The organism is Bermanella marisrubri (assembly GCF_012295615.1).
Classification (GTDB): Bacteria; Pseudomonadota; Gammaproteobacteria; order Pseudomonadales; family Oceanobacteraceae; genus Bermanella; species Bermanella marisrubri.
Genome location: NZ_CP051183.1, coordinates 3,190,258 through 3,212,906, shown reverse-complemented (window position 1 = coordinate 3,212,906; position 22,649 = coordinate 3,190,258). Strand labels below are relative to the sequence as shown.

Annotated in this window: 23 protein-coding genes; 3 read left to right on the top strand and 20 right to left on the bottom strand. The window is 45.7% G+C overall.

Annotation, left to right across the window (positions count from 1 at the left end; genetic code table 11):
• Nucleotide 1 precedes the first annotated feature (1 nt).
• The 16 genes from tatB to argS form a co-directional block, all read right to left on the bottom strand.
• Complete coding sequence (gene tatB, locus HF888_RS14985; RefSeq protein ID WP_007018414.1) at nt 2-334, bottom strand: Sec-independent protein translocase protein TatB; 333 nt, start codon at nt 332-334, stop codon at nt 2-4.
• Nucleotides 335-345: 11 nt separating this feature from the next.
• Nucleotides 346-582 (bottom strand): Sec-independent protein translocase subunit TatA, encoded by a 237-nt coding sequence (tatA, locus tag HF888_RS14980; protein ID WP_007018413.1) that lies wholly within the window; start codon nt 580-582, stop codon nt 346-348.
• 13 nt (nt 583-595) lie between these two features.
• Nucleotides 596-928 carry a histidine triad nucleotide-binding protein gene (locus HF888_RS14975; protein WP_007018412.1) on the bottom strand — a complete coding sequence of 111 codons (333 nt, stop codon included), beginning with the start codon at nt 926-928 and terminating at the stop codon, nt 596-598.
• A 5-nt stretch (nt 929-933) separates the two neighbouring features.
• Complete coding sequence (locus HF888_RS14970) at nt 934-1,266, bottom strand: phosphoribosyl-ATP diphosphatase (protein WP_007018411.1); 333 nt, start codon at nt 1,264-1,266, stop codon at nt 934-936.
• A gap of 63 nt (nt 1,267-1,329) precedes the next feature.
• The gene (gene ubiB / locus HF888_RS14965) at nt 1,330-2,961 is read right to left on the bottom strand and encodes a ubiquinone biosynthesis regulatory protein kinase UbiB (RefSeq protein WP_007018410.1); all 1,632 of its coding nucleotides are present in this window, start codon (nt 2,959-2,961) and stop codon (nt 1,330-1,332) included.
• An 11-nt stretch (nt 2,962-2,972) separates the two neighbouring features.
• Nucleotides 2,973-3,593: a ubiquinone biosynthesis accessory factor UbiJ gene (locus tag HF888_RS14960; protein WP_007018409.1), complete on the bottom strand. Its 621-nt coding sequence runs from the start codon at nt 3,591-3,593 to the stop codon at nt 2,973-2,975.
• Nucleotides 3,594-3,602: 9 nt separating this feature from the next.
• Nucleotides 3,603-4,352: a bifunctional demethylmenaquinone methyltransferase/2-methoxy-6-polyprenyl-1,4-benzoquinol methylase UbiE gene (ubiE, locus tag HF888_RS14955; protein ID WP_007018408.1), complete on the bottom strand. Its 750-nt coding sequence runs from the start codon at nt 4,350-4,352 to the stop codon at nt 3,603-3,605.
• Nucleotides 4,353-4,459: 107 nt separating this feature from the next.
• On the bottom strand, nt 4,460-4,840 hold the full coding sequence (locus HF888_RS14950; protein WP_007018407.1) for a gamma-butyrobetaine hydroxylase family protein: 381 nt from the start codon (nt 4,838-4,840) through the stop codon (nt 4,460-4,462).
• The gene (locus HF888_RS14945) at nt 4,833-5,885 is read right to left on the bottom strand and encodes a 2-dehydropantoate 2-reductase (RefSeq protein WP_007018406.1); all 1,053 of its coding nucleotides are present in this window, start codon (nt 5,883-5,885) and stop codon (nt 4,833-4,835) included. Before HF888_RS14945 ends, HF888_RS14950 begins: the two co-directional genes overlap by 8 nt.
• A 16-nt stretch (nt 5,886-5,901) precedes the next feature.
• Nucleotides 5,902-7,317, bottom strand: a complete 1,416-nt coding sequence (locus tag HF888_RS14940) for an SPOR domain-containing protein (protein WP_007018405.1) — start codon at nt 7,315-7,317, stop codon at nt 5,902-5,904.
• A gap of 62 nt (nt 7,318-7,379) precedes the next feature.
• A complete protein-coding gene (locus tag HF888_RS14935; protein WP_007018404.1) occupies nt 7,380-8,564 on the bottom strand; it encodes a tetratricopeptide repeat protein in 1,185 nt (394 codons plus the stop codon).
• Nucleotides 8,565-8,682: 118 nt separating this feature from the next.
• A complete protein-coding gene (hslU, locus tag HF888_RS14930) occupies nt 8,683-10,035 on the bottom strand; it encodes an ATP-dependent protease ATPase subunit HslU (protein WP_007018403.1) in 1,353 nt (450 codons plus the stop codon).
• Nucleotides 10,036-10,053: 18 nt separating this feature from the next.
• Nucleotides 10,054-10,581, bottom strand: coding sequence for an ATP-dependent protease subunit HslV (hslV, locus tag HF888_RS14925; RefSeq protein ID WP_007018402.1), 528 nt, complete (start codon nt 10,579-10,581; stop codon nt 10,054-10,056).
• Between the two features lie 75 nt (nt 10,582-10,656).
• Entirely contained in the window at nt 10,657-11,367 is a 711-nt protein-coding gene (locus HF888_RS14920; protein ID WP_007018401.1) for a MipA/OmpV family protein, read from the bottom strand.
• A gap of 53 nt (nt 11,368-11,420) precedes the next feature.
• Nucleotides 11,421-12,041 (bottom strand): SPOR domain-containing protein, encoded by a 621-nt coding sequence (locus HF888_RS14915; protein ID WP_007018400.1) that lies wholly within the window; start codon nt 12,039-12,041, stop codon nt 11,421-11,423.
• A gap of 11 nt (nt 12,042-12,052) precedes the next feature.
• On the bottom strand, nt 12,053-13,738 hold the full coding sequence (argS, locus tag HF888_RS14910; RefSeq protein ID WP_040297913.1) for an arginine--tRNA ligase: 1,686 nt from the start codon (nt 13,736-13,738) through the stop codon (nt 12,053-12,055).
• 161 nt (nt 13,739-13,899) lie between these two features.
• On the opposite strand from argS, the gene HF888_RS14905 reads away from it, so the two are divergent.
• Entirely contained in the window at nt 13,900-14,397 is a 498-nt protein-coding gene (locus tag HF888_RS14905) for an arsenate reductase ArsC (RefSeq protein WP_007018398.1), read from the top strand.
• Here HF888_RS14905 and HF888_RS14900 read toward each other — a convergent pair.
• From HF888_RS14900 to epmB, 3 genes are all read right to left on the bottom strand, one after another.
• Nucleotides 14,376-16,448 carry an EAL domain-containing response regulator gene (locus HF888_RS14900; RefSeq protein ID WP_007018397.1) on the bottom strand — a complete coding sequence of 691 codons (2,073 nt, stop codon included), beginning with the start codon at nt 16,446-16,448 and terminating at the stop codon, nt 14,376-14,378. The two genes, HF888_RS14905 and HF888_RS14900, sit on opposite strands and share 22 nt — an antisense overlap.
• 121 nt (nt 16,449-16,569) lie before the next feature.
• Nucleotides 16,570-18,330: a hypothetical protein gene (locus HF888_RS14895; RefSeq protein ID WP_007018396.1), complete on the bottom strand. Its 1,761-nt coding sequence runs from the start codon at nt 18,328-18,330 to the stop codon at nt 16,570-16,572.
• Nucleotides 18,331-18,500: 170 nt separating this feature from the next.
• Complete coding sequence (gene epmB, locus HF888_RS14890) at nt 18,501-19,538, bottom strand: EF-P beta-lysylation protein EpmB (RefSeq protein WP_007018395.1); 1,038 nt, start codon at nt 19,536-19,538, stop codon at nt 18,501-18,503.
• A 119-nt stretch (nt 19,539-19,657) separates the two neighbouring features.
• Here epmB and efp point away from each other — a divergent pair, with 119 nt between their 5' ends.
• Both efp and epmA read left to right on the top strand, forming a co-directional pair.
• Entirely contained in the window at nt 19,658-20,230 is a 573-nt protein-coding gene (gene efp, locus HF888_RS14885) for an elongation factor P (RefSeq protein WP_007018394.1), read from the top strand.
• Nucleotides 20,231-20,303: 73 nt separating this feature from the next.
• Nucleotides 20,304-21,239 (top strand): EF-P lysine aminoacylase EpmA, encoded by a 936-nt coding sequence (epmA, locus tag HF888_RS14880; protein WP_007018393.1) that lies wholly within the window; start codon nt 20,304-20,306, stop codon nt 21,237-21,239.
• Nucleotides 21,240-21,295: 56 nt separating this feature from the next.
• Here the strand turns inward: epmA and HF888_RS14875 are convergent, their stop codons facing one another.
• Nucleotides 21,296-22,567: an O-acetylhomoserine aminocarboxypropyltransferase/cysteine synthase family protein gene (locus tag HF888_RS14875; protein WP_007018392.1), complete on the bottom strand. Its 1,272-nt coding sequence runs from the start codon at nt 22,565-22,567 to the stop codon at nt 21,296-21,298.
• Nucleotides 22,568-22,649: the final 82 nt, after the last annotated feature.

The following is a 22,649-nucleotide window of genomic DNA, read 5'->3' as shown; positions in this document are numbered from 1 at the left end:
TCTATTGGCGATCCTGATCTTTTGTCGGAGTGCTTTCAGGTGGTGTAAGACTGGTTTGCGATTCGCCACTCGTCGGTGACTCTTGGTACTCTTCGTAGCGGCGATTTAATTCTTCTTCGCTTAAGTAGGTACGCATCGGATCCTTGAGTTTCTCGCGAATTTCTTGATTGCGAACTTCTTGCTCAATTTCCTGTTGTATACCACTCATGGTGCGTCGAATACGCCCGATGAAGAGACCCACAGTGCGCGCTGCTTTAGGCAAGCGCTCTGGACCTAATACAATTAGGGCCAGTACGCCAACAATGAGCAACTCGGCAAAGCCAATATCAAACATACGGTATTAGCCTACTTGGTTTTGTCTTTTTCAGATTCGTCGTGCTTCTCTGAAAACTGCGCATCTTGCTCTTTCGCTTCGAGTTTATCGGTTTCTTTGTTTTTCTCCTCGTCACTCATGGCTTTTTTAAAGCCTTTTACAGCGCCGCCTAGATCACCACCCAGAGTGCGTAGTTTCTTTGTGCCGAAGATTAAAATTACAACCACTAAAATAATCAGTAGCTGCCAAATGCTGATACCACCTAACATGGGATTCTCCTATTTAAAAACCGGGCAGGCTTTTTCCTGCCAAAACATGCCAGTGCATGTGAAAAACTTCTTGTCCGCCTTTTTCACCATTATTGGTGATCACACGAAACCCTTCTAGCTTTTCTTGCTCGGCGATTGTATTGATGCTTTGTAACACCTTAGTGACAAGCGGCCATTGATCCTCTTTCACATCGGGCAAATTTACAATATGCGTTTTTGGAATCACCAGAATATGGGTTTCTGCTTTAGGAGCAATGTCATGAAACGCCAATACATGGTCATCTTCGTACACTTTGTTAGCAGGAATATCACCTGCAATGATGCTGCAAAAAATACATTGGCTCATGGCGATTACTTCTTCGTCCGATTCGCTTTTTCTTCTAAACCGGATAGATCAAAGCGGCGTTCGAGTTCAGCGATAACCGCTTCTGGGCCTTCTCCTAGCTCAGATAGCATAACAAGAGTATGGAACCAAAGGTCAGCGGTTTCATAGATGACTTCTTCATTGTTGCCGTTGGTTTTAGCATCTTTAGCAGCAATGATGGTCTCAGTGGCTTCTTCGCCTACTTTTTCGAGAATCTTATTGAGGCCACTGCGATAAAGGCTAGCCACATAGGACTTTTCAGCATCTGCCGCTTTGCGCTCTTCTAGAATCTTGCCTAGCTCGCTTAATACCTGACTCATAGTCTGTGCCGTATCCTGTTCATTTGCGTTGAATCATACCGCAAATTGAGCCATTGGGAAAAACTAACCACGCAGCAGGATCCAAGCAATGCCAAGCGCAATGAGAGAACTACTGGCTTGTGCATCCCACATGTAGGGCGTATGCAGGCTGACCAGCCCAAGAGCCGCCACAAGGGTGCCTACTGCTCTGTGTTTGCGACCTTTTGCTTGGCCGTCTAATGAGGACTCGATGTTTTCTAAACGTTTATTCAGTTGCGCTTGATGTTGCGGATATTGATTAAAGCTAATTAGGCTATTGCGAATAAGTTCGGGCATTTGTGGACCATGGGCGATCCATGCAGGGGCTTGGCGTTTAATTTCTTGCCAGATGGCTTGCGGACCCATTCGACGCTTCATCCAGCTTTCTAAATACGGCTTGGCAGTACTCCAAAGGTCTAACTGTGGATAAAGTTGGCGACCTAAGCCTTCAATGTTCAGCAAGGTCTTTTGCAATAAGACGAGTTGAGGTTGCACTTCCATATTGTAGCGGCGTGCCACTTGGAATAGGCGCAGTAATAATTGACCAAAGCTGATTTCTTCTAAAGGCTTTTCAAAAATTGGTTCGCATACACTGCGGATAGCGCCTTCAAATTCATTGATACGAGTTTCAGCTCCTACCCAGCCAGATTCTACATGTAGACGAGCTACTTCGTGATAATCTTGATTAAAGAAAGCCAGAAGGTTGCGTGCTAGATAGTCTTGATCCACCTCACTCAGTGTTCCGACGATGCCGCAATCAATAGCGATATAGCGTGGGCTTTCTGGATCTTGGCAATCCACAAAGATATTGCCAGGATGCATATCCGCATGAAAAAAGCTGTCTTGGAATACTTGGCGAAAGAATATCTCCACGCCGCGTTCGGCCAAGACTTTCATGTTAGTGCCTTTGCTAATTAGGGTTTCCACATCACCAATGGGTGTGCCATAAATACGTTCTTGCACCATGACGTTCTCGCGACACCAATCCCAATAAACGTCAGGCACATAGAGCAAAGGGCTGTCTTGGAAGTTGCGACGTAATTGTGCGCAGTTTGCTGCTTCCGACATTAAATCTAGTTCACCAAAAATGGTATGGCGATAATCTTCAACTACTTCGATGGGCTTTAAGCGCTTGCCGTCACGGGCGTAGCGTTGAAACAAACGCGCCGCAACTAGCATCAAGCGAATGTCTTTTTCGATGGTTCTTTCAATGTTTGGGCGTATCACTTTTACGACGACTTCTTCACCGCTTAACAATTGGGCTGCATGCACTTGCGCGATAGAAGCACTTGCTAAAGGATCAGTATCAAAGCGAGCAAAGATTTTACTAACATCATCTTCAAGCGCTTGTTCAATGATGTTTTTCGCCAAGCGAGAAGAAAAGGGTGGAACCTTATCTTGTAGTTTGGCGAGTTCTGCAGCCAGTTTTGGTGATAATAAGTCACGGCGAGTAGAAAGAATTTGCCCAAACTTAATAAAAATTGGCCCTAATTTAATTAATGCTAAACGCAGTCGTTTTTCTTTGGGCATGCGTTTCGGAAGTGGATTAAGACGCCAAGGTGCCAAATAGAATGCAAGGCGTAGATACCAAGGCAAAAGATGCACGGGTACAAAGTCATCTAAACGGTATTTAATGAACACGTAGGCGATGGTAATCAGGCGTCGCAATTGCTGCATCTTGGTTCGTCTTATTTGATTTTTTGTTTTAGGCGCTCGATACGCGCTTGTAAACGTTCGGTATCGAGTTTTAGTTTGTGAATCTGGCTAAAGCGCTGTTCGCCTTCTAAAGCATGGGGCGCTAGCGCCAATTCATCACGCACATATTCAACACTGTCTTGCTTGAATTTGTCGCCACTGGCTTTTAACCATGAGCCCAGCTTGCGCAGGTTTTTGCCCAGCATATGGGCGGCCACAGGGCCTGTAAATTTAGCGACCATGGCTTCAAAGTCGATATCCAAGTTGGCCATAATATTGGCCACAGACATGGCTAGTTGGCTTGAGCCTTTAATGTGAATATCACTTTTCATGAGCGCAGCTTGCTTGTCGCTGGCTCTGGCCAAATTCAAAAAGGCAGATAGCTCACCACTGAGCAAAGTGTCTGCGTCATGCTCTTGATGTTGAGCCAAGCGAACCTCGCCATTGTCCATAAAGTTCATAAAGAGCGTGATATCAGGAGAACTGATGTGTATCGCAAGGCAACGTCCGCCGAGTTCAGCCAGCGCCTGCTTGCTGGCTGGATCGTATTGCAATGCTTGCTTGATACTTGTTTCAGCAAGACTGAGACCGGCTTGAATCAAAGTGGCGTCCATAAGAGATTCCTAGGGCTTGATGCCTTTATGCAGGGCCACAATACCACCGGTTAAGTTGTGGTATTCACAGTTAGCGAAGCCTGCTTGTTCAAACATGGCCTTAAGTGTGTCTTGATCCGGATGCATGCGAATGGACTCCGCCAAATAGCGATAACTGTCGGCATCGTTGGTAATGATTTTACCCATAAGTGGTAACGCCGAGAAACTATAGAAGTCATAGGCTTTGCTTAACAACGGATTGTTGGTTTTTGAGAACTCCAATACCAATAAACGGCCGCCGGGTTTCAACACACGATTGAATTCGCGAAGTGCTTGGTCTTTATCCGTTACATTGCGCAGACCAAATGCCATAGTGATAACATCGAAGCTGTTATCATCGAAAGGTAAAGATTCAGCATTGGCTTGTACGCATTCAATATTCCCGCTGTAGCCCTTGTCTAATAGGCGATCACGTCCGACTCTGAGCATGGATTCATTAATATCGGCTAGAACCACTCGCCCCTCAGGGCCGACTAAATCCGAGAACTTCATGGTGAGATCGCCGGTGCCACCAGCAATATCCAGTACAGAATCACCTTTGCGCACACCGGTAAACTCCATGGTGAAACGCTTCCAAAGACGATGAATACCAAACGACATAAGATCGTTCATTAGGTCGTACTTTGCGGCAACACTGTGAAAGACTTCGGCGACTTTGCCTTGTTTTTCCTCTCTGGCCACGGTTTCGTAACCAAAGTGCGTGGTTTTTTCCTCAGACATGGACACTTCTCTCTGATATTTGTCGCTATTTTAGCGAGGTTGAGGCGCTATGTCTTGATATACGTCGATTCTGATGAAAAGGCTCAAGTAAATAGCGAAAGATGAGATTAATCCACCGATTTAAATTGAATGGTTTTGGCTTCTCTACTTGCACCAGCAGCTTGTAATTTGTCCAAATACGCCTGCCAGAATTTCGCTTGTTCGGCTGCCAGTTGTTTCAGGTAAGACCAGTTAAACAAGCCTGAATCATGACTGTCATCAAAACTGATTTTTAAGGCGTAGTTTCCAACCGGTTCCAGTTTGAGAATACGCACATCCTTTTTTCCTGTTTGAAGAACTTCATTGCCCACGCCATGTCCACGCACTTCAGCACTGGGACTATGGACACGCAAAAACTCGGCACTCATTTGATAACAGTCGGCTTGCCAGCATAGCTCTAACATTTGGCTTTGCTTGTGAAATTTGATGTGACTTGGGATATCAGACATGAGACTGCTCAGCTTCAACTTGATTTAATAGAGTCATGCTATCAATACAAGGACTGCCTTGTCCCATAGCATGGGCGGTTTTAACTAGCTCGATGAGTTTACTGTTTACCGGGGTTGGCACATTCACTTGTTGGCCTAGCTTTACAAGCTCTCCGGTAATGTAGTCCACTTCTACTGGTCGTCTATTTTGCAAGTCCTCCCACATACTTGAACGTGCTTCTGGGTCAATGGCCAACATTTTTTGGGCAACCCGTTTGAATAAGAAAGTGGGTAGAGCCAAGACAACGGGGACAAGTCCCATAGGAACGGCAGCGACTTGTCCAGGATTGATACCAGCAGAACGTAACACGGCTAAACCTTCCTGAATGGCAAGGCGAAAAATTTTGCGGTAATGCTTATCTTCTAGCTGCTGCTTGAGCGGAATACCGGCTAATGCATTGATAGGATTATTTAGATTAAGCAGTAGCTTACTCCAAAGAATATTCACCATGTTTGGTTTGTACTCCATGGCTAATCCAGCTTGCTGAGCAGCTAACATCAAGGTTTCTGATGCACTGTCGTTTTGGCAGAAAAGCGTACCCTCTGTGCCGCAATGAAAATGAGCGGCTTTGTTCTTGGACCCTGGGGTGTATAAAACATTATAAGGAACCATGACTGGCATGATGGTATGTTCAGGCAGTTCCGTTTTTAGCACCGCAACATTACCGACACCGTTCTGAAAGCTAAAGATAGTTGCTGTTGTATTACCAGAACGTTTAATGGTTTGTGCCATGGCTAACGTATCTCGGCTTTTCACGCTGACAATAATAATATCGGCATCTTTTAGTATTCGATCGTGAGAACTAATTTCGATGCTAGATGGGTCTAAATTAGCTGAGTAGCCTTGCCAATCACTTACTTTCATTCCATGTAGGTCGATATCATTCTGAATACGCTCGCGAGCAAGAAAGCTAACGCGCGCCCCCCCATGAGCTAAACGACCACCAACATAGCAGCCAACACTACCCGCTCCTGCGATAACAATGTGGGGTGAATTTGATGACATGTAAAAGTTTCCGTTTTTATTCGTATTTTATAATGGTCGGTTGCGCATTTTTATAGCGCGGCATTGTCATGCCAAGTTTCGCATTGATATAAGTCGGATCGGCAACCACATACTGAGTTCCATTAAATGGTACATGGTCTCCTTCTATACCATTTACTGCAATGGCCGTGGCCACATGGCCATCATACAAGAGGCCGATACTCCTTATGTCGAGTATTTGGTCCAGCAAATAGGCATACAAAGCGGAGCGATCTTCGCAGTCACTGTAGGGGTAATACAAGGTCTCTGTGGCGAACAGATAGTTTTCTTGTTGGAACTGTTGCTGATCAGTTTGATAAGGGAAAGCACTATGAATAAATGTTAACAAAGTTTGAGCCGCTTCCGCTTTACTTTGTCCCTGAGTTATTGCTTTTAAATAACTAAATAAAGAGTTGGCCGTGATGTCAGTCAAACCAGAGTTAAAATATATATCCATATCTAACTGAGGGTAGGTATCAAGTAGCTGAATGTGTGGCTCAGAATACTGCACCTCAATAACTTGATCGGCAAACTTTAACTTTCGGATTTTGAATTGGCCTGCAACCAGTGGAGCCTGTTTGGGCTTAATAATGAATTCACGGCTGGCACTGTCATGCTGTTGCTTATAAGTGTAAACGGCACCACGATGATTATGCTGAGTACTACCTGGTCGCAATGTGTAGTAGCGCTTGCCTGAGAAAACGAAGTAGCTTGCGCGATAAAGCGTTTGTGGACTGGCGGTTAGTAAAATAAGTTTTTGCTTATCATGAGCAAGCCGAACATCAAAATTGGATTTTAATAAAAAGAACCAGTTGATTAAGGTTTGCTTATTGTCGTCACGTGTTAGTTGTCTGGCGAAAGCATGTACTAGATTGGCATAAGCCCAATTATCTAATCGTAGTTTGGATTGGTAATGCTGTAACGCTTGCAGTGTTTTATCGTACGTTGACTTAGCTAGGTGCTCAAAACCATTAGCAATGTTCTTGTTGTTCACAGAGTAGAAAGAGAAGCTCGCCATGGTTTGGCTACCAGGAATCTCTAAGGCGTGTCCTAGAAACTCTACTTTTATGGAAGGGGCGTTTGGTTTTTTTGCAGGAGGCGCGACTGGAGAAACATTTATCGCTGGTGGTTTGGGTTTCGAGTCAATAACAGGTTTTACTTCTGGGATAGAAATGATTGGTTTACTAGGTGCCTCGGGGATATTAACCGGCTTTGGTGTAGAGTCACGCTCTGGAGTCTGGTCTATTTGCTTTTTAACCCAATCCTGTTTAATGAAATTACTAAAAGCCTTGTCCTGTTCTGATAGATAACTGTCAAATTCGTCTTGGGTTTGTTGCAGCCATGCTTCATATTCCGTCAATGCTAAGGCAATACCACTGATCGTAAATAAGCAAAGAAATAGGATTACACGCATGAACTTGGCTCCAATGGGATGCGACAGTATTGACGTCCGTTTAATCCACTATTGTAGCGAGATTAAAGTCGATGGGAAGTGCTTTGCTGCAATCGTTTTTCTAATTCTGCTTGCTGCTCGATGTAGTGCTCCCGGTAGGCTGGTTGGTCGGTTAAGCGAAGTGCTTTGCGATAATTTCTAAGTGCGGCTGCTAGGTCTTGGTTTTCAACTTGAATCGATGCTAGTTGATGGTAAAAAAAGTGCACATCAGATTTCAATTGTATGGCTCGCTTTAATGAACGCATCGCCAAACTGAGTTGTCCTTTTTTCTTGGCATTTTGTGCCTTCCATGCCAAATAGTATGGATTATTATTACGATAAGGGTTGGCCAGTTCATCGATTTCTTGGGCTTTTTCTATATCACCTTTATCTCGATATAAGAATGCCAGATTGCTCCAAGCAACAATGTTGCTTGGGCTAAGGTGTATGGCTTGCTGATAACTGATTTCTGCTAAATCGTGATGGCCAAGACGTCGATACAAGGTGGCAAGGTTGTTCCACAAATTGCTGTTATGTGGATCGAGGTTAACGGCCGCTAGCCCATGACGAAACGCTAAGAGCACGTCATCTTGTACCATGTATTCGATACTGCGATTAGCGAAAAATAAAGCTTTGAAGGCATTCTCAGAAAGAGTACGCATGGGCATTGTAGGGTGAAAATTTTCGGCGCTGAAATCCACATACTCTACGCCATGAAAGGGCAAGATCACTTTTGCATTAACGTGGTCGTAACGCAAAAAGGTTTTCTGGCTTTCACTGATTTGCCATCTTGGTGGAACTTTGACGTGATTAAATTGCACATTGAGATTGAGAGCCTTTGCATAGGCATAAAACACAGCGGTTAATGATAAACAGTTACCGACACCATGACGGATCGTTTGCATAGCTGTACGCGTATAGTCATTGCGGTACAGCATAAGTGTTTGCTCGCCACTCTTGAGCCAATCGATTAGGGCTCTATATTTGTGCGAGCTGCGCCACTTTGGATTTACGTGTTTGAATAGTGCTTGCTTGGCATCCTCACTGAGGTAAAGCACGTCATCATTGCTGATTAAGTTAAGGGGTTTGGCAATGGCTTGGCCATAGACATTCAAACCTTGCTGAGCTCGCGCTAGCTGAAGATTATTTGGTTGATTAGTCTTTGGCAGCGAACTGCATGCAGATAGTAAAGCAAAAACACATAGCAGCGTTGGAATAAGCTTTAGCATAAATTCACCTCACTATGCTCAGTATAGTCCAGCTAACGCTGCAGAATGAGATTGGCGAATCAGAAACGAAAAAACGGCCCATTTGGACCGTTTTCGTTATATAGCGAAGGTGATGTTATTACAAAATGAAGCGACTTAAATCTTCATCCTGAGCAATATCGCCTAAGTGCTCATCTACAAATGCTGCATTGATTTGCAGAGGTGTTTGACTGTACTGTGTTGCCAAGCTCTCTGCATCAAAGCTGACTTTTTCCAGTAGGCGTTCCATCATGGTATGCAGGCGTCGAGCACCAATGTTTTCTGTCGTCTCGTTCACTTTGAATGCGGTTTGCGCAAGGCGCTCAATACCATCTTCAGTGAATTCAACGCTTAACCCCTCAGTACCTAGTAATGCCTTGTACTGTTCGGTGAGAGAAGCACTCGGCTCCGTCAAAATGCGTTTAAAGTCATCTGGCGTCAGGGCTTCTAATTCAACACGAATAGGAAGACGACCTTGTAGTTCTGGAATTAAATCCGAAGGCTTGCTTAAGTGGAACGCACCAGAGGCAATAAACAAAATATGGTCAGTTTTCAACATGCCATATTTGGTGCTCACGCTGCAGCCTTCGATCAGAGGCAAGAGGTCGCGCTGTACACCTTCTCGGCTAACATCACCGCCACCGGCTTCTTGGCGCTTGGCCACTTTATCGATTTCATCAATGAAAACGATGCCGTTCTGTTCAACCAGTTCCACAGCCTGAGATTTCAATTCGTCGATGTTCAACATGTTGTGGGCTTCTTCATCTTGAATCATTTTCAGCGCATCTTTCACATTCATTTTGCGCTTATTGGTTTTATTGCTGCCGCCCAAGTTGCTGAACATGCTTTGAATTTGGTTGGTCATGTCTTCCATGCCTGGAGGCGCCATGATTTCCACACCCACTTGTGGCTGTGCCACATCAATTTCAATTTCCTTGTCGTCCATTTCGCCATTGAGAACTTTTTTACGGAATAAAATTCGAGTGCTGCTATCTTCAGGTTTATCGGCTTCTGTTTCATAGCTGTTGCGAGCAGGGCGCAAAAGGGCATCCAGTACACGCTCAACCGCTGCTTCTTTTGCGCGTTCGCTGACGTTAGCCATCTCTTGTTCGCGCAGTAGTTTGAAACCCGTTTCTACAAGGTCACGAATAATGGTTTCGACGTCTCGACCCACATACCCAACCTCAGTAAATTTTGTGGCTTCGACCTTAATGAAAGGTGCGTTTGAAAGCTTTGCCAAGCGGCGTGCAATCTCTGTCTTACCTACGCCTGTAGGGCCTATCATTAAGATATTCTTAGGCGTAATTTCATTGCGAAAATCTTCTGGCAGTTGCATGCGGCGCCAGCGGTTACGTAAGGCGATGGCAACCGAGCGTTTAGCAACGGATTGGCCAACGATGTGCTTATCCAGTTCTTTGACTATTTGAGCAGGTGTTAAGTTAGCGTTGTTCATATTCGGTATCGCAATCGGTTATTTGATTTTTAGGCTTTCGATGGTGAGATTGTGGTTGGTAAACACACATATATCTGCGGCTATGGTTAAGCCTTTTTCCACAATGTCACGAGCCCCCATATCTGTCTCATGGTAAAGCGCTTTTGCAGCAGCCAAGGCATAATTGCCTCCACTGCCAACAGCAATAAGACTGTCCTCGGGTTCCAGTACATCGCCATTGCCCGTAATGATTAAACTGGCGTCTTTGTCGGCTACTGCCAAGATGGCTTCAAGTTTGCGCAATGCGCGATCACTACGCCACTCTTTGGCCATTTCCACCGCGGCCCGAGTAAGATGCCCACCGTGCTTTTGCAAATGGCCTTCAAACTTTTCAAACAAAGTAAAAGCGTCGGCAGTGGCACCAGCAAATCCTGCGATGACTTTACCGTCGTATAAGGTGCGTACTTTTCTCGCGTTTCCTTTCATCACGGTATTGCCAAGACTTACTTGGCCATCACCGCCCATGACGACTTCGTCTTCGCGGCGCACACTTAGAATGGTTGTCATATGGAAATACCACCTACGGAAATAATTTGACGTTAATGGACCGTAATGGGGGTATTCTATGAAAATTCAAGCCAGTTAAAACTGATAGCCTACACCTAAAGCAAATCGCTTCGTGGTATCACCGCTAGTGAGAGGGCTGTTGTTGAAATCACTACCATGTTGGTAGTGGCGATAAACCACAATCAGTTTCCAGTTAGGATTGAGATCATAGCGGCCTAATAGCTCTGCTTCGTAGGTCCACTCTGCATCTGGCTTATATTGTTCTGTGCCTACGTAGTACTGCATTAAATCTTGGCTTTGATATTGGCCTGCCAATGTCGTCACCCATAATCCACCCAGCACCGAAAACCTCTTATATACGGCCACCTCCAGTTCCTGTGCTTCGTGACGTTGGCTAACATCTTGCAAAAGGCTCACCTGAGCGACATAGCCAGAACCTAACAGAATTGAAGCTTGTGGACCTAGCTCGATGGCTCGCTTACGATCTTGATCGGTGAGGGTGGTTTCACTGGCATCCAAATATTGATGGGTGCGCAATTGTCCCATGAGGCTGAGACTGCCCCAAGCAAAGCGCTTTAAAGGTAAACCCGCTCGATTACCCTCAATAAATACAGAACCTAAGCGACCGAGGATGAGTAAAGACGCTTGAGTTTCAGTCTCTATCTGCTGGTAGGGCAAGTCTTCGTGTAATACGGCGGGAGCAATAACTCCTGTGAACTTGGGTAGTTCAACCGCGAAGCTCAAGGTTGGAAATAAGATAGTAACGAAGATCAGAATTCGGCCCATGGCGCCCTCGATAGGATAGTCTTTCCCTATCTGACGCCACAGTCGAAGGTTTCTTACATGCTGGCTTGCTTAGGAATGGTCTGCTTGATCACAACGCTTTTAATGCCCAGCTCCACCAATTGGTCTTGGGCCTTATTCATTTGAGAGCGATTAGCAAAAGGGCCAGTGAATACGCGATACCAGGTTTTGCCATTCACTTCGGCGGGTTGAATATCAACGCTAAAGCCATTAAGTAGCAACTGTGCTTTTTGACGATCGGCACCGTCGCTTGAAGAAAATGAGCCTGTACGCAATTGATATTGGATACGATTACCTTCAGCATCCATCCCCTTTGGTGTAGATTTGTATTCAGGGACTTCTTCTACTTTGACTTCACTTTTTTCCAAAATCTCGAAGAACTGGTAATTATCCAGTACCTTGTTGGCTGTATCTTCCGATACCCCCTCGGGCAGCTGAGATTTGATTTGTTCTTTCAGTTCGTCTTCAGCCAGAGTTTTACCTTTGTCTTTGAGCGCCTGTTGAGCTTTTTGCATTTGCTCATTGAGCTCTTGCGTTACTTTATCCACATCATTGCCTGCTGGCACAGTGGTGAGGTAAAGCAAGAAACCCGCAAACGAAAGCGCTACTAGCGGTGTAAAAATCCAAATTAAACGGGGACCACCGTCTTTTGCCATGAATAACTCCCTTACATTTCCTCTGGTGCAGCAATGCCCAGAAGGTATAGACCATTAAACAGAACCTGACGTACCGCTTGCGTTAATGCAATGCGTGCATCTCTTAGATCCTGATCTTCCACAATGGTTTTATGATTATTGTAATAACCGTGGAAGTCACTGGCTAATTCATGCAAATAGTTAGCGACCTGGTGTGGAGCGCTTTGTTCACCGGCAATCGCAACAACTTCAGGGAAGCGTGCTAGTTTATTGGCCAGTAGTTTTTCTTGATCTTCTTCTAAACGATCCAGTTTGCTTAAACCATTGTGCTGATCCCAGCTCTGACCTTCGCTTTCCAGTTTGCGCAAAATGCTGCAAATACGAGCGTGTGCATATTGAATGTAATAGACCGGGTTATCGTTAGATTGGCTACGGGCCAAATCAATATCAAAAGTGAGCTGTGAGCTGGGTGCACGGGCAGCCAAGAAATAGCGTGTTGCATCACGACCCACTTCATCAATCAAGTCGCGCAGAGTCACATAGCTACCGGCACGCTTAGAAATTTTCACTTCTTCGCCGCCTTTCATAACCGTTACCATTTGGTGCAAGACATAGTCAGGATAGCCCTCTGGAATGCCGGCTTGTAGTGCCTGAAGGCCAGCACGTACTCGAGTGATGGTTGAGTGGTGATCCGCACCTTGCTCGTTGATGACCTTTTTAAAACCACGTTGCCATTTGTTTTGGTGATAGGCTACGTCTGGCACGAAGTAGGTGTAGCCACCATCTTTTTTGCGCATAACGCGGTCTTTGTCATCGCCAAATTCAGTGGTCTTTAACCACAGGGCGCCACCATCTTCATAGGTGTAACCGTTTTTAATGAGGTTTTGTACGGTTTCTTCTACTTTTCCATCGGCGTATAAAGAACTTTCAAGGAAGTACACATCAAAGTCTACTTCAAACGCTTTCAAATCTAAGTCTTGTTCGCGACGCAAATAAGCCACAGCAAAGTGACGGATACCTTCGAGATCATCGGCGTCTTTTGTGCCAGTAAAGCTTTGATCTGCGCTCTCAATGGTATCGCCATTCATGAAACTATTCGCTAGATCCAAAATGTATTCACCGCGATAGCCATCTTCAGGCCAGCCAGCATCGTCGGGCGTTAACCCTTTGCAGCGTGCCTGCACGGATAGCGCAAGGTTGTCGATTTGAGCACCCGCGTCGTTGTAGTAAAACTCACGAGTGACTTTCCAGCCGTTGGCTTCCAACAGGCGAGAAATACAGTCACCCACTGCTGCGCCACGACCATGACCTACGTGTAAAGGGCCCGTCGGGTTAGCGCTCACAAATTCAACTTGTACCGATTGGCCTTTACCAGAATCGTTGTGGCCAAACGTCTCTTTGGCATCCAGAATAGTTTCCACTACCGAGAAGCTAGCGGCTTCGGTAACAAAGAAGTTGATAAAGCCTGGTCCTGCGATTTCAGCCTGCTTGAGAATTGGGCTGTCGGGTAGGGCGTTAACAATCTCTTCTGCCCATTGACGAGGATTCATGCCAGCCATTTTAGAGCTAACCATGGCGATGTTAGATGCATAGTCCCCATGGGCTTTGTCTTTGGTGTTATCCACCATGATTTTTGGGCTGGCATCTGCAGGGAGTTGGCCTGCTTGCTTCAATGATTCTAGAGTTTGTTCAATAAGGCTGGTGAGTTCTTGCTTCATAGATTCAGGAAACCTGTGTTCAGTGCGTGAGTGCACTTGTGTGTATGCACAAAAATTGCGCGCATTATCCCAGTTTGTTGGTAGCTTTTCCAGATAACCACTGTAAACCTGTAAGCTTTTTGTTGCATTCTCGACCAATGCTGAAATAACAAGGATTTCCTATGCGCATTCTATTCGTCTGTACACACAATCGCTGTCGCAGCATCTTGTCAGAAGCCTTAGCCCAGCATGCCAAATTGCCTCATATCCAAGCAGCCAGTGCGGGTAGTGACCCTGCAGGAGAGGTACATCCAGATACTTTGCTTCACTTGGCTGAAGCTGGTGTGAGTACGCAAGGCTTGCGCAGTAAAAGCTTGATGGAAGTAGAGGACTTTCAACCGCAAATGGTGATCATGGTGTGCGATAGTGCCGCGCAAAGCACATGTCCAACTTGGACAGGCGAGGCTTTAGAGGTGCATTGGACGCTTGAAGATCCTTCTAAAATTGACGACGAAGCGCGACGCCGGCTTGCTTTTAAAGAATGTATTCAAGAAATACAGACGCGCATACTTAAGCTATCTCAGGCAATCGAGAAAAGTGCAGAAAATAGAGACGCTCTGATCATAGAGTTAGAGCGTCTCGGTGCCGATGTGGTGGATCACTCGTCGTTAAACTCGTAATCCATGCCTTCAGTCGGGCCTTGCAAGTAGTACCCTTGAATAAAGCTCACGCCACTGGTCCATAATTGCGCGACGATATTGGCGTTCTCCACGAACGGCACAATGGAGGCTTTCTCGTATTCACCGATTTTGGCCAATAGCTCTTTCAAGCTATCCATACCCTTGTCGGTATTAAGTTCCTTGGTAAAGGAGCCGTCGATTTTGACGAGGTCCACGTGCAAGTGTTCAAACAGCTTGAATGGATCGATACCGCTACCAAAGCGCGTGATGGCCACTTTACAGCCCAGTTTGGCAAGGGTTTTGGTCATGGCTTGGGCTTGCTTCAAGTGATTGATGGCGTCCGATTCAGAGAACTGGAAAATCATTGAGCCACTTGGAACCTTGCTGGCTTGCAAGACTTTTTGTAACCAAGGAATCAAGCTTTCATCGATCAAGGATTCGTTGGTGAGGTTAATAAACAAGCGTGTATCATTACCCTCAGAGCGCTGCTTGGCTAAACGCTTACTTGTATTAAGAATCACCCAACGGTCTACTTTGCGCTTCAAATCTGTGGGAATCTCAGATAAGAAGTCTTGTGGTGAAACATCGCTACCATCGTCCACAAGGCGCAGCAAAGTTTCGTAGTGTTCCCCTGCTTCGTCGCGCAAATTGATCACAGGTTGGAATAAGAGTTTAAAGTTGTTGTCGTTGATGGCTTCTTCAACTTTAGCCTGTAGGCGCTCACTATCAGAACCTGCCAATTGAGCAGGATTGTAAAGATAAACTCCATTGCCTTTGTCGTGGCCTTCTAATTTGCGCACATGGTAGCTGGCTTCATGGGCGTGCTGAAGCACTTCTTTTGGATTACGGGAGCTATCGTTGATTAGTGCTAAACCGATGCTCACCGTCACTTGAATCGTGCGTTGATCTACCGCCACTAGATGTTCTTCAATGGCTTTGCGGATATGTTCTGCAAATCCTTGCGCTTGTTCAGCGTTGCTACCGCTTAGTAAGATTCCAAAAACATCCTCACCAATACGTGCCACCAAGTCTTCTTCGCGACACTTGCTGCGAATTAAATGAGCGACATCGCAAATCACAAGGTCAGCGCCTTCGATACCAATACTGCCTTTGCACTGACCGAAGTTATCGATATTAATGTAGGCAATGGCACCTTTGGCGCCACCAATGACCGCTTGGTCAACAGCGTCGCCTAACTGCTCATTAAAATACTGCTTGTTATACAGACCCGTGAGCAGGTCTTGAGAGCTGATTTGTTTTAGCTTGTGCTCGAGATCCGCGTTCCCCGTATTCGCGCGAATAATCACTTGAATGCATGGTTCATCGTCGTAGGTCGCACGGGCGAATAGCATGCGTGTATCAATTTCTTTGTCGGCGACATTGAGCATTTTGCATTGAAATTCGCCGCTACGGGTTTTGCCGCTATTAAAGTCTTTCAAGAAAATTTTGAAACGTCCCTGGTCTTTGGTGCTGACCATGTCCATCAACGGCATAGTGAGTAAATCGTCTGCGTCCTCATAGCCAAAGATATTGGCGTAACTGTCATTGACGAATAAATGCATTCCGTCTTGCACATAAGCGATAGCGTCTTGCGCACTTTCTAATAGTACTTGGCAGCGCTTTTCTGCTTCGCGCAACAAGGCCTCTGCTTCGCGCAGTTCACGACGCAGTTTTAAGTTTTTTATTTCACGCAAGACCACTTGCAGAATATGGTTATATTCTCCGGCGGGTACAAGATCGACGGCACCACCTTTCAGTGCTTTTTCTACGGCAATGCTGTCGACATCATCATGGAAATAGATGGTAGGAATATCTTTGCCCTGACGCAGAATTTCACTGAGCACGTCTTTGCCCGTGACTTCTTGCATCTCAAGCCGACATAGGCAGACATCCCATGTTTGCTCGTTCAGTTTTTCTTTTAGGCCATCAATGCTCTGTACCAAGCTGGCACGAGTCGCATGGCCAGCGTTGCGTAACAGGCTGGTTAGGGTTTCCGCTTCGTGCTGCGATTCACTACAAATCAGCAAACGAATCGCTTCTTTAGCCTGCATATGGGGTTTCCAGTTAATCTTGTTCTAATTCGGTTTCCTCTGATTATAGCGCGATGTGCAAGTCGCTATAAGGGGCAAACCGGTATTAGATAGTATTTTCTGAAATCTAAACTGAACGGCTTTACAGTTTGTCCCAGATAGAGGCAAATTCATCATCGCCGCCATCAGCTTGATTTTGCTTGTTTAGAAGCTGAGTAAGCGGGTTGTAGCTGTATTGAACAAAACTGCGAGAAGTATTGTGGCGTTGCAGTAGCTGAACTTTTTGCTGCTGGATGCCATCCATAATCTCGGCTTTAGAGCCTACTTTGAAAGGCATAATTGGCAATACAAGCGTGGCATCTTGGCCGGCAGCCGGTAAAGCGGGAATGCGTAGACCACGTAAAAACTCACCGTTTTCACCGGTTTTATTAAGTATGCGAGCGGCGATGGCTTCTGCCTTGGGTGCAATTAATTCAATGCCTAATTGTGTCGGTTGATCTTTTTGCGAGCGAATCCAGCGAATACAACCTAAAGACCAGTTCAGCATTTTGGGTTCTTTTATCACAACCAGCTCACCGGTTTGAACGCTGGCGGGAGGGTTGTCGATAGCGATACCGTAACCTCCGGGGCTCGTGTCCAATATTTTTGAAACGATGGCAGTACCTTTAGGTCCAGTATCCGGTTCTTCTTTGTCACCATGTTTACTAATAAACGAGATACTATCGAATTCGATAGCATCACTATCAAAACCGCTACCACCTGCATCGAAGCTTTGATCCCAAACGTCCATGCTGGCTTTTTTACTACTTTTCTTTTTCTCGGGTAGATCCATGTTCCAAGATTTAAGTAGGAAGGGAAAGCTTTTTTCTTCTGCACAAAAATAGTGGCAAGCCAATAAACCGATTGCAATTTCTGCTTGGCCGGAATGCTGAGTGCGATGGAAGCTGCGTTGCACCATTGCTCCCCAAGCATTGGCAATGTGATTCACCAATGCATCACTCAAGTTACCAGGAACCGTGATGCCAGAACTTTCTTTATTTAAATGCTTTTGCAAAGCGGTTGCTAAGTTACTGGGATTTAAACCGCGGCTGACTCCACTGGGTAGGCTTTTTATTAGCGAACGATATACCGGTGCATGATCTTTGTGCTGCGCCAAAATAAATAAAGATTGCTTATCGCTACCAATGGAGACTTTGACTAAGCTGGTCCACAGTTCCGTGGCCGCGTAGAGCAAGCTTAATTCTTTTTGGCGTAATTGGTTGGGTTTGGCGCATCCTAATAACAGCGTACGAACATAGGCATCGGTAATGGAACAAGCGGAAACGTATTTGCCTCGGTTATCTTTGACCGAATATTCATGAATACGCTTGGCTTCTGCAAGACCGTAAAGTTGGTGAAGCTCCAACCAAGCATTTGCAGGCGCAGGGCTATACAACTGATACGCTCTTAAAATCGTTTGGCTTAAGTCCGCAATGGCGCGGTGAATAGCAAATGTTAAAGCCTTGGTTTCTTTGCCAGGGCCTTGCGCAATTTCATCGAGTACAATGTGCTTGTAACCAATGGCGAGTTGATTTTGTAGGGTTTGTGCAAGGGTGAAGACTTTTAAATCACTTTCACCCAGTTTGATCGATTGACTTAGGATGCGTTTGTTTAAAACTTCACAAATGTCGTAAATCGCATTACGAATAATTTCAAGCATTTTGTAGCGCTTGATGGGGGGGATGCGAGTCACGTTGAGTTCGCGGCTAGCTTGAAAGAGGAGTTTCGCGGCGGCACCGGTGTTCGCCATGGGCAATGAGTTTGTCCATGCTTCGAAGCCGTCTAGTGAACCATCACAGAACGACAACTTGCTCTGCTGTATTTTGGGTACAGCAATGCGTATTGGCGACTTTTGCCCTTCCATGTTCGCTCTCTCGTTGATATCAGCCAGCAAGATAACATCCCCTATTATTATTCTGCGCTGTGTCTTCTTATCCTTAAGTACCGACAGGAATATAGAACTCCGTCTTTTACATAGTAATCACTAACGTCGCTATTCGCCATTCAAACGGCGGATTTAAGCGGTAAAACCCGCTATTTTGGCGGTTTCTGCGTATAAATCAGGGTCTTACTGGCCTCTCCGGGGACTTCTCTTACCAGCTTGGGCACTAAAAAGCCCGGAAGCTGTGCTTGTAGTTGGTCCATTAAAGACAGTGCGACATCTGTGGCGACATGGTAATGATGGGCGCCAATTACCGGATCCAGCAAATGCAAATAATAGGGCATTACGCCCGCGGCAAATAATTGCTCGCTTAAATCGATCAACGCTTGGGTTGTATCGTTTATTCCTTTAAGCAATACGGTTTGATTCAGTAAGTGGATGTTTTCTGAGCGCAATCGCGTCATGGCGCTATGAACGTCTTGACTGATTTCATTGCCATGATTGGCGTGCACCACCATCACGATATTAAGGCGACTACTGCCTAGGCGCTGGCACAGGTCTGGGGTGATTCGGTTGGGCAGGGTGATTGGCAAACGGGAGTGAATGCGCAGGCGGGTAACATGAGGGATGGCCTCAATGGCGTCAATGAGTTTAAACAGGCGCTTATCATTACTGCTAAGGGGGTCGCCTCCACTCATAATGACTTCGTTAATAGATGGATTATTTTCGATGTATGTGAGTGCTTGCTCCCATTCGGATAGGCTAAGGTTATTATCTTCGTACGGGAAGTGGCGTCGAAAGCAATAGCGACAATGAATCGCACAGCTGCCGTTTACGATCAAAAGCACACGTCCTTGATACTTATGCACAATGCCCGGTACCGGGTTAGCAGCATTCTCTTCCAGTGGATCCGTCACAAATCCTAATGGCGGTGTTTCTCCCTCAGCGGAAAAAGGCCAGATTTGTAAAAATAGCGGGTCCTGCGGATTACCGGGTTCTATGCGATCGATAAAGCTTTGCGGCACGCGGATGGGGAATTGCGCCGCGCCAAGCTCTGCGCCTTCCAGTAATTCAAGTGGCATACTTAACTGTTCTAGCAGGTCTTGAGCACTGATTTGTGCTTGAGATAATTGCTTTTGCCAGCTTGCTGGGGTTGATTTTGCTGCGGTTGCGATTAAATCCGAGGGCATATTGCGTGTTAATAACCTGCATATTGAGAGCGGAATAAGGTATCATGGCCGCCCTTTTTGTAAAGTTTGCCCATGTAAGATGTGAATCCGCAGGGCGTTTGATTTAAGAGAGACGATTCATGGCTAGCTATTCTACCAACGAATTCAAATCCGGTCTTAAAGTAATGCTGGATGGCGACCCTTGTTCCATTCTAGAAAACGAGTATGTAAAGCCTGGCAAGGGCCAAGCCTTTAACCGTGTGAAACTGCGCAACCTAAAAAGCGGTCGTGTATGGGAGCGTACCTTTAAGTCGGGTGAAAAACTCGATGGTGCTGACGTAATGGATTACGACCTAGAGTACCTGTACACAGATGGTGAATTTTATCACTTCATGGCGACTGACGGTTCTTTTGAACAGTATGGTGCGAGTGAAGCTGCCGTTGGCGACACCAAGAACTGGTTGAAAGAACAAGAGAAATACGAGGTTACACTATACAACGGCGAGCCTATCTCTGTGACTCCGCCAAACTTTGTTGAATTAGAAGTGACTGAAACCGACCCTGGTTTGAAAGGTGATACAGCACAAGGCGGTTCTAAGCCAGCAACCTTATCCACAGGCGCAGTTGTGCGTGTACCATTATTCATCGAGCAAGGTGAAGTATTGCGCATTGATACGCGCTCTGGCGAATACGTATCACGCGCGAAAGGCTAATTCCTTTCTGTTTGCTTAATACCCGTTAAACGATTAAGGCTGCAATCATTGCAGCCTTTTTTATGAGGTTTTTATGACTTGGCAACCGAATGCATCTATCCCTGCTTTGCAGGAGCGGGCGAACTTTTATCGCTACCTTCGTGAGTTTTTTTTACAGCGCTCTGTATTAGAAGTAGAAACCCCAATGCTGTCGAAAGCGGCGGTCAGTGATGCTAATTTGCAGCCAGTAAGCGCACAGGTAATGAATGCCCCTGCGTTTTTGCATACCTCCCCTGAATATCCTATGAAGCGTTTACTCGCGGCAGGCAGTGGTGATATTTATCAAATTTGTAAAACCTTCCGCGATGGTGAACAAGGCAATCGACACAATCCAGAATTTTCCATGCTGGAGTATTATCGTTTAGGGTTCAACTTAGAAACATTAATGGATGAAGTTGCACAATTGGTTGGCGATTATTTAGCGATTCAGCAGCGCCAAAACTTCACTTATGCGCAAGCACTGGATACCTATGCGGACCTTGATCCATTTAATATGAGTGATGATGAGTTACGTGCGCGTTGTAACGAGTTTGTAGGCACCGACGTAGACCTCGGTCGTGATGCCTGTTTAGATATCATCATGAGTCATGTGGTGGAGCCTCAGCTACCTAAAAATACGCTGGTTTTTATTTACAATTATCCTGCATCTCAAGCTGCACTGGCAAAAACATACGAGCGCTTTGATGGTATTCAAGTGGCAAAACGTTTTGAGCTTTATGTAAATGGTTTAGAACTGGCTAACGGTTATGATGAGCTGGTGGATGTGCAAGAACAAAAAAGCCGCTTTGATGTAGAGGCAAAAAAACGTGAGCACGAACAACGAGTGGACGATGAATATTTCTTACAAGCATTGGCATCCGGTTTGCCCGATTGCAGCGGTGTGGCTATTGGTTTAGATCGCATCTTAATGCTCAAGCTTGGTCTAAGTAATATAAGTGACGTGTTGAGTTTCGACTTTTCGAGAGCATAAAAAAAGCCGATGATGCGTTTTGCATCATCGGCTTTTCATTTCACTTAAGAGCTGACTTAGACGTTTGCTAGCGCCTGTTCAACATCCGCAATGATGTCATCAATGTGTTCGATACCTACACTGATGCGTACCAAGTCTTCGCTAACACCTGCGCTTTTTAGCTCTTCAGGGTTTAGCTGACGGTGAGTGGTTGTAGCAGGGTGACAAGCCAGTGATTTAGCATCACCAATGTTTACCAAACGCAAGATCATTTGTAATGCATCAATGAAACGAGCACCGGCTTCACGGCCACCTTTTACACCAAAGCTCAAAATACCTGATGCTTTACCACCAGAGGTTTTCTGACAGGTTTCATAGTATGGGCTGTCTTTTAGAGCAGCATAATTCACCCAGCTTACTTTCTCGTGGTTATTCAAATATTCAGCGAGTTTCTCTGCGTTTTCACAGTGACGTTCCATGCGCAATGCAAGTGTTTCTAAGCCCTGAAGTAACTGGAACGCATTCATTGGTGAAAGTGCCGCACCGGTATTACGCAAAGGCACTACACGACAGCGACCAATAAATGCAGCAGCGCCTAGCGCTTCTGTGTATACCACACCATGGTAAGAAGGATCGGGTTCATTCAATACCGCGAAACGTTTTTTGTCAGCGGCCCAATCGAACTTACCGCCGTCGATAATCATACCGCCTACAGTAGTACCGTGACCGCCGATATATTTGGTAAGCGATTGAATAACAATGTCCGCACCTAATTCGATAGGGCGACAAAGAATTGGAGACGCAACGGTATTATCCACCATTAAAGGTACACCGTGCTTATGTGCAATTTCCGCAAGCTTAGCAATGTCTACAACATTACCTGCTGGGTTACCAATCGACTCGCAGAAAACCGCTTTTGTATTTTCATCAATGGCTTTTTCAAAGCCTTCGAAATCGTTGGCGTCCACCATTTTTACGTTAATACCCTGTTTAGGCAGAGTATGAGCGAACAAATTGTAAGTACCACCATATAACTGGCTGGTGCTAACGATATTAGAACCCACTTCACATAGACACTGAATGGCATATGTAATCGCAGCCATACCCGACGCCAGCGCCAGACCAGCGATACCGCCTTCCATTGCAGCCACGCGTTGCTCAAGAACCGCATTGGTTGGGTTCATGATGCGCGTGTAGATATTACCTTCGACTTTCAGGTCGAACAGATCTGCACCGTGTTGAGTATCATCAAAGGTGTATGAAGTCGTTTGATAAATAGGTACAGCGGCGGCTTTAGTCGTCGCTTCTGACTCATAGCCATGATGTAGAGCAATGGATTCCAATTTCATTGGGCAAGGTCCTTTATGATTCTTATGTGTGAATTTAGGAACGGCAATAATGCATCTAGACATAAGCTGACGCAAGAGCCAG